This is a genomic window from Flavobacterium sp. AG291 (assembly GCF_003350375.1).
In the GTDB taxonomy this organism is placed as follows: domain Bacteria; phylum Bacteroidota; class Bacteroidia; order Flavobacteriales; family Flavobacteriaceae; genus Flavobacterium; species Flavobacterium suzhouense.
Genome location: NZ_QQAR01000006.1, coordinates 72,234 through 86,553, shown reverse-complemented (window position 1 = coordinate 86,553; position 14,320 = coordinate 72,234). Strand labels below are relative to the sequence as shown.

Below are 14,320 nucleotides of genomic sequence, written 5' to 3'. Positions count from 1 at the left end.
GTAGTTACGCTGATAAAATACCATGGAAAATACAATAATACCACAGGAAATGATTGTTTCACTTGAAAAGATAGTGGGGCAGTCATTTCTTTTTTTAGACGAAGAAACCAGAAAACATTACGGTCATGATGAAACGGAAGATTATAACTTTCCACCATCGGTTGTAGTTAAGCCCGGCAATACGCAGGAGGTTTCAGAAATAATGAAACTTGCAACCGAATATAAAATTCCTGTTGTTCCCATAGGAGGTCGTACCGGATTAAGCGGTGGTGCTCTTAGTATTTATGGAGGTATCGGGCTTTCTATGGAAAGGTTCAATAAAATTGAAATTGATGAGCAAAATCTTCAGGGTATTGTAGAGCCGGCCGTTATTACGCAGGTTTTTCGTGAGGCCGCTTTTGAGAAAGGATTGTTTTATCCACCGGATCCAAGCAGTCAGGGTAGTTGTACCATTGGTGGGAATGTTGCCGAAAATGCCGGTGGCGCACGCGCACTTAAATATGGCGTAACAAAGGACTATGTGCTGAATTTGGAAGTTGTCCTGCCTTCCGGTGAAATTATCTGGACAGGTGCCAATACGCTTAAGAATTCTACAGGATATAACCTGACGCAGCTTATGGTAGGTAGTGAGGGTACGTTAGGAATCATCACTAAAATTGTAATGAAGCTTTTGCCAAAGAACTTGCATAACATACTTATGATGGTGCCTTTCTTTAAGTCTGCTCAGGCGTGTGAGGCGGTAGCTGAAATATTCCGTGCTGGCATAGTACCAAGTGCTTTAGAATTTATGGAGCGTGATGCTATTGACTGGACACTTAAGTATGTTGATGGTGTTAGCCTTGATATAAAAGATGAGGTTGAAGCACACCTCCTTATTGAGGTAGATGGTAATTATCCGGATATGCTTTTTGCTGAAGCGGAAAAGATAATGGGAGTGCTGGATCAGTTTGAGATTGACGAGATTCTTTTTGCTGATAGCGAAGAGCAAAAGAATGCACTCTGGAAAATGCGTCGCGCTGTAGGTGAGGCCGTAAAGTCAAATTCGGTGTACAAAGAAGAAGATACTGTTGTACCACGTTATGAGCTACCAACATTATTAGCAGGAATAAAAGCTGCCGGTAAGAAATACGGATTCCATTCAGTTTGTTACGGACATGCCGGTGATGGCAATCTTCATGTAAATATCATTAAAGGCGATATGAGCGATGAAAAATGGAATAGTGAGGTGCCTAAAGGGATTCGTGAGATATTTGAGCTTACAGTTTCCCTGAAAGGAACGCTGTCAGGTGAGCATGGCATCGGTTACGTACAGAAGAATTATATGGATATTGCTTTTAATAATACTCAACTGCAACTCATGAAGAGTATCAAGAACATATTCGATCCTAACAATATTCTCAATCCGGGGAAAATATTACCGGACAATTTATAATAACAAAACGCTCCTAAAAGGAGCGTTTTGTTATTCGGTAGGTTTAGGAAATGCTTTGGTCGCGACTTTACCAATGGTAAGCCCCTGTACTACTATAGAGAATACCACTACAAAATAGGTTATGGCAATAATAATGTCTTTATACGGACCGTCGTTTATTGATAAGGCTAATGCAATAGATACACCTCCGCGAAGACCTCCCCATACCAATACTTTGATGGTACCTTTGCTGAATTTTTCCCTGAACTTAATGAACTTCGTCGGTAACCATATCGATATGTATCTTGAGAATAATACCAGTGCGATACATGCAATTCCCGGTAACCAGTAACTATTTATATCTTTTATCACCAACAGGTTAAAGCCTATAAAAAGGAAAAGTATAGCGTTGAGTATCTCATCATTCAGTTCCCAGAATTTATCAAGGTAATCTTTAGTTACAGGAGACATTGCAAATCTCTTCTTGAAATTACCAATTATCAGTCCGGCAAATACCATGGTAAGCGGACCCGAGAAGTGCAGGGTAGAGGCAATCAGGTAACCTCCCATAACTACTGAAAGGGTAATGAGTACAGACACCTTGTAATCGTCAATTTTACGCATGGCTCTCGATGCGCCTATACCCAATGCTGTCCCTAACAGGAAGCCACCACCAGCCTCTTTAACTAATAGCCATGCAGCATAACTAAAAGTAGGGTTGGGGCCATCCTGTGCCAACTGTAATATTACAGCAAAGACAACAACAGCTATGCCATCATTAAAAAGCGATTCTCCGGCAATCTTGGTTTCAAGTGATTTTCTTACACCCGCCTTTTTAAGGATACTTAGTACGGCAACGGGGTCAGTGGGTGATATTAGTGAACCAAATAACAGGCAATAGAGGTAAGGGAGTGTAATTCCTAAAAGGGGTAATATATAATATAACAATGTCCCTACCGCAAAGGTTGATATTACTACGCTTACAGTTGAGAATACCATTATAGGGCCACGTTGTTCCCTCAGGTCTTTAAGATTCACATGGATTGCTCCTGCAAAAAGCAGAAAGTTAAGCATGGCTCCCATAAGTACCTGGGTAAAATCGAAACCATGTATGAGGGTAGAGATACGGTGTAAAGTATTAGGGAATGTTTTTCCGAATATAACAAGGAAAATAGAAACTGCCATCGCGAGTACCATAACACCTATGGTTGAAGGCAATTTTAAAAAACGGACATTAAAATAGGCAAAGAAAGATGCCAGTACAATAAGAACGGAAAGCGAATAATATAACTCCATAGGCAAATAAAGAACATGTCAGTCTCAGGTGTCTATTTTCAGCGTGATGATTGATGATGATTTAAAAAGACTTTTTTAGAGACTGTTGCTGAAAATAATAAAAAGTCGATATTTACAAATATATCGAAAAATAGCCTTAAATCCTAATTGAACAGCGTCTGTTTACAAAAAAAAGCCCTGAAATTTCAGGGCTTTGGGGATGAAGTGTATGATGTATTTATGATTTTTTCTTAACCGATTGTCTTTTGGCTTCTTCTGCCTTTTTTGCTTCAGCATATTTAGCCTGTTTAGCTTGTTCAGGTGTTTGTGGTGCGGCAGGAGCTGCAACTTCTTCGATACCTTCGCCATCCAGTTCTTTCCTTATTACTTCATGAAGTGCTTCTCTGGCATTTGGAGCAGAAGGGTCAATGAAAGTCCACTGGTTAGATGTGCTTTCATCTGCAATAGCAATAATATGAAGGCGTTTTTTTACATCAACAGTATTGTTACTGTCATTATAATAAGCATCTTCAGTACCAAATAGTTTTTTGAAAAATGCTTCTTTGGCTGGTACATTTTCCGGAGCTGTTTTTTCTTTTAGCTCTACCGTTAACATAGTGTCATAATTTATAAGACAAAAAGTAGTGTATTCAGCTTTTTTAACTGCTCCATAATCAATTGATGGTTCTACTCTTATTCTGTGAACAACATAATCAGGGCCCTCAATTTTTTTCTGAAGCTGGTTAATATAATCTTCTTTAGTGACTATATTAAAATAACCTGGGTATACTGTTCCTATAAGATCTTCGTAATTTTCCTGATCTGTCAGGTCAATCATTTTTTGGGTAGCTACTTTAAGGGAGTACTTGTCCTGTGCCTGACCGCTAAGGGACAATGCCAGGAGCAATGCAGCAGCAAATAATCTTGTCTTCATGATAGTTTAGTGTTTAGCATTTTCAAATATAGGGAATTGAAAAGAAATCATTGAAAAATGCCTCTTAAAATTTAAATTAAAGTTAAAATTGTCAAGATTGCTTTGTGGTAGGGTTGTAAATAAAAAAAGTCCCCAAAATAATTTGGGGACTTTTCTATACATATAGTTTGGATTACTCGTTAACGATGATCCATTCGCCTGTTGCCAAAAGGCCTTCGGCTTTTTTGAATTTCATTGTTTCCGTTTTTCCGCTCATAACATGTTTTACAGTAACATTGTCGTTGCGGTTAATTTTCGGAGCATCCCTCACAATTGTTTCAACTGTTTGAGGACGACTTTGGCTTTGCTGAGCTACTTCACGTGCCTGCGCAGCCATTTCATCAGTATTCAGTACTTCGTCTTTAGACTCAGTATAGTTTTCCTGAATTACTTCCTGTCTTGCCTCCTGAATGTTATTAGGGTTTTGTGACGGAAGATCTCCTTTGAAAAGGAATGAAATCACTTCACGGTTAATGCCATCCATTGTTTTCTTGAACAGGTTGAAAGCCTCAAATTTATAGATAAGAAGCGGATCTTTTTGCTCGTGAACGGCAAGCTGAACCGATTGTTTTAGCTCATCCATTTTACGAAGGTGTTTTTTCCATGCTTCGTCAACAATGGCAAGCGTGATGTTTTTCTCGAAATCCTTAACCAACGTACGGCCTTCGCTTTGGTAAGCTTTTTCAAGGTCAGTAACTACATTAAGGGTTTTGATACCATCTGTAAACGGAACAACGATACGCTCATATTGGCCATTGTTGTTTTCGTATACATTCTTGATCACAGGGAAAGCTTCGGCAGCATTACGCTCTGTTTTAGCATTATAGTGGTCAAGTACTACTTTGTATATTTTCCCTGCAAGTTCTCTTTCAGAAAGCTTAGCAAACTCTGACTCAGTTACAGGAGAACTGATAGAAAAGGTACGTATAAGCTCAAACTCAAAGTTTTTAAAGTCGTTTGCAGGTTTGTTTGTTTCAACGATAAGCTCAGCAGTATCATACATCATGTTAGCCAAATCCACTTTAAGGTGTTCTCCAAAAAGGGCGTGTCTTCTGCGTTTGTATACTACTTCACGTTGTGCATTCATTACGTCGTCATATTCCAGAAGACGCTTACGTACACCAAAGTTGTTTTCTTCTACTTTTTTCTGAGCACGCTCAATAGACTTGGTCATCATAGAGTGCTGGATGACCTCACCCTCTTTAAGTCCCATGCGGTCCATAATCTTAGCAACTCTTTCAGAACCGAATAAACGCATCAGGTTATCTTCAAGAGATACATAGAACTGAGAGCTTCCCGGATCTCCCTGACGACCAGCACGGCCTCGTAGCTGACGGTCTACACGGCGTGAATCGTGACGCTCAGTACCTATGATGGCAAGACCTCCGGCTGCTTTAACTTCAGGAGTAAGCTTAATATCGGTACCACGACCTGCCATGTTGGTTGCAATAGTTACAACGCCCGGCTTACCAGCTTCGGCAACAATCTCAGCTTCTTTTTTGTGAAGTTTCGCATTCAGTACGTTATGAGGTACATTACGCATTTTAAGCATACGGCTTAATAACTCTGATATCTCTACTGATGTCGTACCGATAAGTACCGGTCTTCCTGCAGCAGAAAGCGCAGTTACATCCTCAATAACAGCATTGAATTTCTCACGCATTGTACGGTAGATAAGATCCTGCTCATCTTTACGTGCAATACCTCTATTAGTAGGGATTTCTACTACGTCAAGTTTATATATTTCCCAGAACTCACCCGCTTCGGTAACAGCAGTACCGGTCATACCGCCAAGCTTGCTGTACATTCTGAAGTAGTTTTGCAGGGTAATGGTTGCAAATGTTTGTGTAACGGCTTCGATTTTTACGTTCTCTTTAGCCTCAATAGCCTGGTGTAATCCATCAGAGTAACGACGGCCATCCATGATACGTCCTGTTTGCTCATCAACGATAAGTACTTTGTTATCCATGATAACATACTCCGTATCTTTTTCAAATAGGGTATAAGCTTTTAGAAGCTGTGTTAGCGTATGGATACGCTCACTCTTAACAGCAAAATCTTTATAAAGTTCTTCTTTAGCTTCCGCTTCTTCTTCTTTAGAAAGTTTTTGTTTCTCTATTCTTGCAATCTCAGTTCCAATGTCCGGAAGTACAAAGAAATGGCTGTCAGTATCCTGAGAAAGGAACTGAATACCGTTATCGGTAAGTTCAACCTGATTGTTTTTCTCTTCGATTACAAAGTAAAGTGCCTCATCAATTTTGTGCATGTCACGATTGTTGTCGGCCATGTACTGGTTTTCTGTTTTCTGAAGTAGTTGCTTAACACCTTCTTCACTTAAGAATTTGATAAGGGCTTTGTTCTTAGGAAGACCTCTGTGTGCACGAAGCAACAGGAATCCGCCATCTTTGGTATTACCTTCACGGATAAGTTTTTTGGCTTCTGCCAATACTCCGTTTATTAATGTTCTCTGAAGGTTTACAAGGTTGTCAATTTTTGGTTTAAGCTCAGTAAACTCATGACGGTCTCCCTGAGGTACCGGACCAGAGATGATAAGTGGCGTACGTGCGTCATCCACTAATACTGAATCGACCTCATCGACAATCGCATAATTATGTTTGCGTTGTACAAGATCGTTCGGCGAATGTGCCATATTATCCCTTAGGTAGTCAAAACCAAATTCGTTGTTGGTACCATAAGTAATGTCTGCCGCATAAGCTTTTCTACGTGCGTCAGAGTTTGGCTGGTGGTTATCGATACAGTCTACTGTAAGTCCGTGGAATTCGAAAAGCGGAGCTTTCCATGAGCTATCCCTTTTAGCAAGGTAGTCATTCACGGTTACAAGGTGTACGCCATTTCCTGTAAGGGCATTAAGGTAAAGCGGAAGGGTCGCCACAAGGGTTTTACCTTCACCCGTTTGCATCTCTGCAATTTTACCCTGGTGCAGTACGATACCACCTATAAGCTGTACGTCATAATGAATCATATCCCAGGTAATTTCTTTACCCGCAGCATTCCATGAGTTAGCCCATACCGCATTGTCGCCTTCTATAACAATATAAGGTTTCGTTGCCGAAAGCTCCATGTCTTTAGGAGTAGCCTTAACGGTGATAGAAGTATTCTCTTTAAAACGTTTTGCAGTTTCTTTTACTACGGCAAAAGCTTCAGGAAGAATTTCCATCAATGTTTTTTCAGATAACTCATAGGCTTCTTTTTCAAGTGCATCGATAGAAGCATAGATGTCTTCTCTTGCATCGATATCCTCGATTTTTTCAACCTCTTCCAGATAAGATGCTATTTTAGCGTCTTTCTCGGCACGAGCCTTACGGATGGTATCTTTAAAATATATTGTTTTCTCCCTTAGCTCGTCATGGCTAAGCTGTGCTAAAGCGCTTTCATAAGACTTGATCTTGTTGATCAGCGGCTGGATGGCCTTAACGTCTTTTTGCGACTTATCGCCTACAAAGGCTTTAAGAATGCTGTTTATTAAACTCATTATTTTGTAATTACTTATATTTAACTGTAATAGGATACAAATTTAGCCAAAAAAAAAGCCTCGCGGAGAGACTTTTCAATTGAATTTTATTTTTTCCTAGTATTCATCCTCGTTCCAAAGATAGTCTTCGTCGGTTGGATAATCCGGCCATATTTCTTCCATCGATTCATAGATCTCACCTTCGTCTTCAATGGATTGAAGGTTTTCTACTACCTCAAGAGGAGCACCGGTCCTGATGGCGTAATCAATAAGCTCATCTTTGGTGGCAGGCCACGGAGCATCACTTAAATATGATGCTAATTCTAATGTCCAATACATCTTCTAAACGATTAAAGTTTATGCAAAAATAAATTTTCTACTGAAATTGTCAAGTAAAAATTTGTTTATTTTATTTAAAAAATTAAGAACGTGTTTTCAGTACCCAGTGTTCAGTAATCAGTATTCAGATTTCTCTATGTTTACTAATAATAGACAGCATGTTCAACTAAATGTCTACTTCTGGAAGTACTGCTAACTGAGAACTGAATACTGTAAACTAAAAACTCCTTAGAGTTTTTCAGGTATCCACTTCACTTCGTCAGCCTTGAGGTCATGGGACAACTTTCGTGCCAATACAAAAAGGTAGTCAGAAAGTCGGTTCAGATAGGTTAAAACCATCTCATCAGTAGGCTCCAGGTCGTGTAAATGTACCGAAAGACGCTCTGCACGTCGGCATACACACCTTGCAATGTGACAATATGACACCGTTGTATGTCCGCCCGGAAGCACAAAATGCGTCATTGGTGGCAGTTCGGTTTCCATGTTGTCAATCTCGTTTTCAAGGAGTTCTACATCGTTGTCGGAAATTTTTGGGATGTTTAGCCTGTCTTTTCCGTTTTTAAGAACTGATTTTTCCGGGTCGGTTGCCAATATGGCACCTACAGTAAACAATCTGTCCTGTATTCTTTCTAATATTTTCTTGTAATCGGGATTAATATCCTGATCTCGGATAAGTCCTATGTGTGAATTTAACTCGTCTACCGTACCATAGCTTTCAATACGGATATGGTGTTTAGGAACGCGTGTGCCGCCAAACAGGGCAGTAGTGCCTTTGTCTCCGGTTTTAGTGTATACTTTCATTTTTATTAGTTTACAGTTAACGGTTCACAGTTAACAGTCTGTTGCGTGAAGCTGTAAACTGTGAACTGTAAACTGAGAACTATTTATGTGGATTAGGGTTTACATTATCGCTTTCTATAATTCCGTCACGGAGGCGGATTACCCTATGGGCATAAGCAGCGATGTCTTCTTCGTGAGTTACAAGAATCACGGTGTTACCGTTAGCATGGATTTCTCCAAACAGTTTCATGATCTCTACAGAGGTCTTACTGTCAAGGTTTCCTGTAGGCTCATCGGCAAGTATGATGGATGGGTGGTTTACCAGAGCTCTTGCTACAGCAACCCTTTGGCGCTGACCTCCCGATAGCTGGTTGGGTTTGTGGTCCATCCTGTCCTGAAGTCCTACCTGAGTAAGTACTTCGGTGGCTCTGGCATTGCGCTCCGGTTTTTTATAACCTGCATATACCATTGGCAGGGCTACGTTGTCAAGTGCTGTGGTTCGGGGCATAAGGTTGAACGTCTGGAAAACGAAACCGATCTCTTTATTACGGATGGCTGCAAGTTCGTCATCGGCCATACGGCTGACATCTTTGCCGTTAAGGATGTAGTTTCCGCCGGTAGGGGTGTCCAGACAACCTAATATATTCATAAGCGTACTTTTACCCGACCCTGATGGTCCCATAAGGGCAACATATTCTCCTTTATTTATATTGAGGTCAATGCCTTTAAGAACTTTTACGATTTCACTTCCTAAAGGGAAATTTCGTGTTATGCCTTTAATCTCTATTATTGGTTCTGACATGATTGATGATTTGAGGCCTAAAAGTAAGGAATTTTTTTATTCTGTCCGAAGTCAGAAGTCCGAAGTCGGATGTCTGAAGATGTTTAGCAATTAATCGTAGTATCCTATACTGATAAGGTAATTTGAGATGGATGCAGCAATTATGACTAATATACTTATTAATAACATTATACTGATAAATCCAAATTTTGAATGTTTTATGCCGGCTTGTTTCTCTTCTTTATATTTTTTGAAGTTAAAATATAGCATCATAATGGCAGCGGGCAAAATAACCCAACTGTATTTTGTTGGATTCACTGCCGTGGGGAACATACTCAGAAACAGAAAGGAAGAGGCTAATTGGCGGCCTTTATCTGTAGCAGATTTAGTTTGCATAGTTGGATTTGTTTTGGCTAATATAAAAAAAAACCACCCGCCTAAACGAATGGTTTCCAATTATAATAGATTAGTTGCTTATTATTTGCAATAAACGGGTTCAGCACTGCGCGGAAAGGTTTTTTCTTCCTGAATACTGCCGTCTGTCTTATGTATTATCACCGAGCATTTACTATGTGTCTTAGCCATAGCTATAGTTCGGTTTATTACATCCTGCTTGTTGCTCCCTGTTACAGATGTCCTTCCGGATTGTTCCAGCATGCTTTTCCAGCCATTAATGCCGTTTTGTAGTATATGATATATTCTGCGTTCCATGGTAGTATAAATTTTAGTTGCATGATAAAAGTACGCTCATTGGATGTATAAAAATCTTAACTATTTGCCAATTAACAGGTTGTCAACAGGCTAAGGATGTTAAAGTTGAAAAGTTTTAAGTTTTCTATAACGTTTTAGTGATATTTTTTTTAACTTTAGATAACACAAAACCAAAGGCTTATGAAAAATATTATATTCTTTATGTCGATTATGGTATCGCTGGCTATGTGTCCGCTTCAGGATGGTTACCCTGTTCCGCCTGATTGTCCTACAAGAATGTTTTATATTCAGCATTCTAATGGTCATAATACTTTTGTGTATGATGCAAATTTTGCCTCGGGTAAAATATTAAAAGAAAACGACCCTATACATGTGTATCGCATTAACTACAATAAAGGAGGTATAAAAGAAGAGCTTACAAATATGCAGCGTAAAATGGCCTATGGTGTCGAGTTTACAAAAACAGGCAGTAATACTTTTGATTTTACGCTTGCGGCCTATCCATCTAAAAAGATGACATTAAAATTGTGCAGCCAGAACAATCCGCGTGTTAGTGTTTATATCAATGGTAAGACAATCCATCTCAAAAGAATGTTCCTTTTCTGTAATAGACTCGGCACTTCTGTTTCATCTATTAATTTTTATGGTAGAGATGCGGCTTCCGGAAAAGAAATAACAGAGAATTATGCTATTGATGATTAACTGGTTTATAATCTTTATTAAAGGCTCAAAGTACACTTTGGGCTTTTTTTATGCTATAAATCATGATGTAATATTTCTTAAAAAGTTAATGAATTCTTAAGTATTCTTAATTTATAGTTAAGTGTATTAAATTATTCTTAATGAATTAAGATATGTTTTGCGGTTTGCTCTAATTTTGACTCATCAAAGTAACTTAAAAAGCAAAACAACCATGAAAAGATTCAATTTAGCATTAGGCGCTGTCCTGATAGCAGCAGGATTTACATCTTGCAAAGACGAGAAAAAAGAAATGGCTAAAACTGAAGTTGACCACTATGTAGTATATGTTGACTCAATAAATGACCTTGATGCTGCTGAAAGAGCTGCAAACTGGGCTGCTATTGATGCAGAGTACCAAAGAAGGGTTACAGAAGCTGAGGCTGCTCTTGCTGCACTTGAAAATGATGCTGATGCACAAAAAAGAGTGAATGACAGCAAAGCTAAATACGATGGCGTAAAAGCACAGGCTGAAACTCAGGCTAAGGCTGAAGCGGTTGTTGCTTCAGGAAATGGATTAGCTGATACACTTTTTGGCCCTGGTAATGTTGTAGGAAATGATATGACATTTGCGTGGGTTAACAAAGACAACATTCTTAGCGTATATCAAAAATTCTACGAGACTTTTGATGCTGAGAAAAACGAATATACAAGACAGGATCTTGATAAAGTTAAAGCATGGTATGAGGCACTTGATGCCCGTAAAAATACTGTAGAAAAACAAGGTCTTAGCGCTGATGATAACAGAAAAATTGCTGGTATCAAATTAAAATTCGCACCTAAATTCCGTTGGGAACGTATGACGGCTAAAGGTGAAGAGAATCAGGATGCTAAAGACAAAGTTAACTAAGAAGAGTTAAGGTTTTTTATAAATTTGTGTGAGTAAAGAGGGGTATGCTTAGGTGTACCCCTTTTTTATGATTATATAAAGCTTGTTTTAACCGTGGTTTAACTCCTACTGTGGTTTTTGATTTATAACTTAGATATGTTAATCAATTAAATGCTATAGTTATGCCGGCTAGAAAATCACCAGTGCCTCAAATTAAGGATATAGACCAGTATGAGGCTTTAAGAGAAAAAGGCTAAAGTAAAGAGAAATCTGCCAGAATAGCTAATAGTAAAGGTGCTGAATACAGAGGTGGTAAAGCAAGAAAATATGAAGGCCTTACCAAACAAAGTCTTTATGATGAAGCAAAAAAAGTAGGTATTGAAGGGCGTTCTAAAATGACAAAGGCTGAACTTATTCATGCGCTCCGCACCAACTAAGATTGTTTGTATAGCAATCCCCAAAGGTCTCTGGCTCCTAATGTGAAGTCGGTGACCTTTGATGTTTTTGTACGGATATTAAAATGCTCTTTGGCTTGTTCCGGTCTGAAGAATACAATTCCTAAATGATATGTATCTATGCTTACGGTAATCCTTGGATTTTTTTTAAGTGTTTCCCAATCGTATTCTGCCTGTGCTGAATTATGTATTTTGCTTATTATGCAAACCGTATTGCTGCCAATGTTTGATGAAAGACTTTCTATCTGAGGTAAAATGGCCTGACTGTCCATTGCGGATATGTAAATCATATCAAGATTACCGCTGATAGGGGCAAATGTTGATAGGAACCATATCTTATGGTTCAGTTCTTCGGCACATTTCCTTATGAGTTGGTTAATTGCAGTTGTGTCCTCACCCAAGGCTACCATTCTTTCACATCTGAGGTTTACCATAATCCTGCAAAGGATCTCTGTTGCTTCCTGACTCAAAACTTGTGGATTGTCGGTCTTTACCGGTGTATTGGTTTTAGTAAGCAATGCCTTAGCGATCTTAAAGACAAAAGGAGAATGTACTCCGTGTAAATTAACCGAGTTCCAGAGAAATGAATTGTATGATAGTATTGCCATAAGTATTCAGTCGCAGTCACAGTTTTCAGTAGGAGTGAACTGTAAACTGTTCACTGAAAACCGTAAACTATTATTCTTCCATTTTAGCGCTTAATTCAAACCAGCGCTCTGTTTTTTCATCTATTTTGTTTAGGATGACCTGTAGTTCATCAGCTTTTTTGGCGATATCTCCCTCAGCAACCGATCCGTCTGAAAATTGCTTTTCTATGGCTTCTTTCTCGCGTTCAAGGTCTTTTATTTCCTTTTCTATCTTTTGATATTCCTTTTGTTCGTTAAAAGTAAGTCCGGCTTTTACATTGCCCTGTTTCCATGCTTTTTTGTTGTCGCTGTCCGGTTTGTTGTCGGTTTTTACAGGTTCAACGCTGTCTTCATATGCGCGGAAGTCGCTATAGTTACCTGGGAAATCTTCAATTTCTCCCTCGCCTCTGAATACGAACAGGTGATCTACAATCTTATCCATAAAGTACCTGTCGTGTGAAACTACTAAAAGGCAGCCCGGATAATCTAACAGGAAGTTTTCGAGTACGTTAAGGGTGACGATGTCAAGATCGTTGGTAGGCTCATCCAGAATCAGGAAGTTAGGGTTTTGGATAAGGACAGTACACAAGTAAAGTCGCTTTAATTCCCCTCCACTCAGTTTTTCTACAAAGTCGTATTGTTTCTTGCGGTCAAAAAGGAAACGCTCCAACAGTTGTGCTGCTGATATGATGCGTCCTTTTGTTAGCGGAATGTATTCGCCAAACTCCTTGATGATATCAATTACTTTTTGTTCCGGTTTAGGGTTGATACCGCTTTGGGTATAGTAACCTAATTTTATGGTGTCTCCCACAACTACTTTTCCGGCGTCCGGTGGCATGGTTTGGGTAAGTATATTAAGGAAGGTTGATTTTCCTGTTCCATTTTTTCCGATGATACCTATACGTTCGCCACGATTAAAGTTATAGCTAAAGTTTTCAAGGATTGTTTTGTCTTTGAACTTCTTAGAAACATTATGAAGTTCTACAACCTTGCTGCCCATGCGTTCCATATTGATCTCCAGTTCCATTTGGTGGTCTTTACGGCGGCTATGAGCTTTCTCCTTGATTACATAGAAGTCATCCTGGCGCGATTTCGATTTGGTGGTACGAGCCTTAGGCTGACGACGCATCCATTCCAGTTCTTTTACAAAAAGGTTTTTTGCTTTGTCTATGCTTGCATTTTCAGCAGCGATACGTTCTTCTTTTTTAGCAAGATAATAAGAATAGTTGCCTTTGTACTGGTACAGTTTTCCATTCTCAAGTTCGATGATCTCGTTACATACGCGTTCCAAAAAGAAACGGTCGTGCGTAACCATAAACAGTGTCATGTTTTCTTTAGCGAAATAATTCTCCAGCCACTCAATCATTTCAAGGTCAAGGTGGTTGGTAGGCTCATCCAGAATCAAAAGATCCGGTTTGCTGATAAGAATGATGGCTAAGGCAACACGTTTTTTCTGTCCTCCTGAAAGGTTTTTGATTTTCAGCTTTATATCTTCCAGTTTCAGCTTGAAAAGTATTTGCTTGTACTGGGTTTCAAAATCCCAGGCATTGTGCATATCCATGCGTTCAAAAGCTTTTTGGTAAGCCTCTTCGTCGGCAGGGTTTTCAAGAGCTTTTTCGTATTGTTCGATCACTTTCAGTATCTCGTTATCCGAAGCAAAAATACTTTCTTCAATAGTCAGTTCCGGGTTTAGGTTGGGTTCCTGAGACAGGAAAGCCATTTTCATTTCCTTGCGCATTACTACCTGTCCGGTATCAGGTATGTCTTCTCCTGTAATGATTTTCAGGATACTGGTTTTTCCGGTGCCGTTTTTGGCTACAAAAGCAATTTTTTGGTCTTTGTTGATTCCGAAAGATAGGTTTTCAAAAAGGGTGCGTTCCCCGAATGACTTAGATATATTTTCTACTGAAAGGTAATTCACTTGTATGCT

13 protein-coding genes and 1 pseudogene are annotated in these 14,320 nt (G+C 39.3%); 4 read left to right on the top strand and 10 right to left on the bottom strand.

Features of this window, described 5'->3' with window-relative positions; translation table 11 throughout:
* Window positions 1-22: 22 nt before the first annotated feature.
* Window positions 23-1,432, top strand: a complete 1,410-nt coding sequence (locus DEU42_RS08325; protein WP_114757833.1) for an FAD-binding oxidoreductase — start codon at window positions 23-25, stop codon at window positions 1,430-1,432.
* Window positions 1,433-1,462: 30 nt separating this feature from the next.
* On the opposite strand, the gene DEU42_RS08320 is transcribed toward DEU42_RS08325, so the two are convergent.
* From DEU42_RS08320 to DEU42_RS08285, 8 genes are all read right to left on the bottom strand, one after another.
* The gene (locus tag DEU42_RS08320; RefSeq protein ID WP_114757832.1) at window positions 1,463-2,707 is read right to left on the bottom strand and encodes a cation:proton antiporter; all 1,245 of its coding nucleotides are present in this window, start codon (window positions 2,705-2,707) and stop codon (window positions 1,463-1,465) included.
* Between the two features lie 217 nt (window positions 2,708-2,924).
* Window positions 2,925-3,620, bottom strand: coding sequence for a hypothetical protein (locus DEU42_RS08315; protein ID WP_114757831.1), 696 nt, complete (start codon window positions 3,618-3,620; stop codon window positions 2,925-2,927).
* A 172-nt stretch (window positions 3,621-3,792) separates the two neighbouring features.
* A complete protein-coding gene (gene secA / locus DEU42_RS08310) occupies window positions 3,793-7,152 on the bottom strand; it encodes a preprotein translocase subunit SecA (RefSeq protein WP_114757830.1) in 3,360 nt (1,119 codons plus the stop codon).
* A gap of 96 nt (window positions 7,153-7,248) precedes the next feature.
* Window positions 7,249-7,470, bottom strand: coding sequence for a DUF2795 domain-containing protein (locus tag DEU42_RS08305; protein ID WP_002986941.1), 222 nt, complete (start codon window positions 7,468-7,470; stop codon window positions 7,249-7,251).
* A gap of 228 nt (window positions 7,471-7,698) precedes the next feature.
* Entirely contained in the window at window positions 7,699-8,271 is a 573-nt protein-coding gene (locus DEU42_RS08300) for a cob(I)yrinic acid a,c-diamide adenosyltransferase (protein WP_114757829.1), read from the bottom strand.
* A 79-nt stretch (window positions 8,272-8,350) separates the two neighbouring features.
* Window positions 8,351-9,052: an ABC transporter ATP-binding protein gene (locus tag DEU42_RS08295; RefSeq protein ID WP_114757828.1), complete on the bottom strand. Its 702-nt coding sequence runs from the start codon at window positions 9,050-9,052 to the stop codon at window positions 8,351-8,353.
* A gap of 90 nt (window positions 9,053-9,142) precedes the next feature.
* The gene (locus DEU42_RS17350) at window positions 9,143-9,487 is read right to left on the bottom strand and encodes a hypothetical protein (RefSeq protein WP_147278086.1); all 345 of its coding nucleotides are present in this window, start codon (window positions 9,485-9,487) and stop codon (window positions 9,143-9,145) included.
* 21 nt (window positions 9,488-9,508) lie between these two features.
* Complete coding sequence (locus DEU42_RS08285; RefSeq protein WP_114757826.1) at window positions 9,509-9,742, bottom strand: DUF2188 domain-containing protein; 234 nt, start codon at window positions 9,740-9,742, stop codon at window positions 9,509-9,511.
* Between the two features lie 180 nt (window positions 9,743-9,922).
* On the opposite strand from DEU42_RS08285, the gene DEU42_RS08280 reads away from it, so the two are divergent.
* The 3 genes and pseudogenes from DEU42_RS08280 to DEU42_RS08270 all read left to right on the top strand — a co-directional run bounded on the left by DEU42_RS08280 (window position 9,923) and on the right by DEU42_RS08270 (window position 11,746).
* A complete protein-coding gene (locus DEU42_RS08280) occupies window positions 9,923-10,444 on the top strand; it encodes a DUF4833 domain-containing protein (protein WP_114757825.1) in 522 nt (173 codons plus the stop codon).
* A gap of 211 nt (window positions 10,445-10,655) precedes the next feature.
* Window positions 10,656-11,330, top strand: a complete 675-nt coding sequence (locus DEU42_RS08275) for a hypothetical protein (RefSeq protein WP_114757824.1) — start codon at window positions 10,656-10,658, stop codon at window positions 11,328-11,330.
* 161 nt (window positions 11,331-11,491) lie between these two features.
* Window positions 11,492-11,746 (top strand): annotated as a pseudogene (locus DEU42_RS08270) (Rho termination factor).
* Here DEU42_RS08270 and DEU42_RS17530 read toward each other — a convergent pair.
* Together DEU42_RS17530 and DEU42_RS08260 are read right to left on the bottom strand one after the other, a co-directional pair.
* A complete protein-coding gene (locus DEU42_RS17530; protein WP_199509072.1) occupies window positions 11,743-12,372 on the bottom strand; it encodes a hypothetical protein in 630 nt (209 codons plus the stop codon). The pseudogene DEU42_RS08270 and the gene DEU42_RS17530 overlap by 4 nt on opposite strands.
* A 70-nt stretch (window positions 12,373-12,442) precedes the next feature.
* Window positions 12,443-14,311: an ABC-F family ATP-binding cassette domain-containing protein gene (locus tag DEU42_RS08260; RefSeq protein ID WP_114757823.1), complete on the bottom strand. Its 1,869-nt coding sequence runs from the start codon at window positions 14,309-14,311 to the stop codon at window positions 12,443-12,445.
* Window positions 14,312-14,320 lie beyond the last annotated feature (9 nt).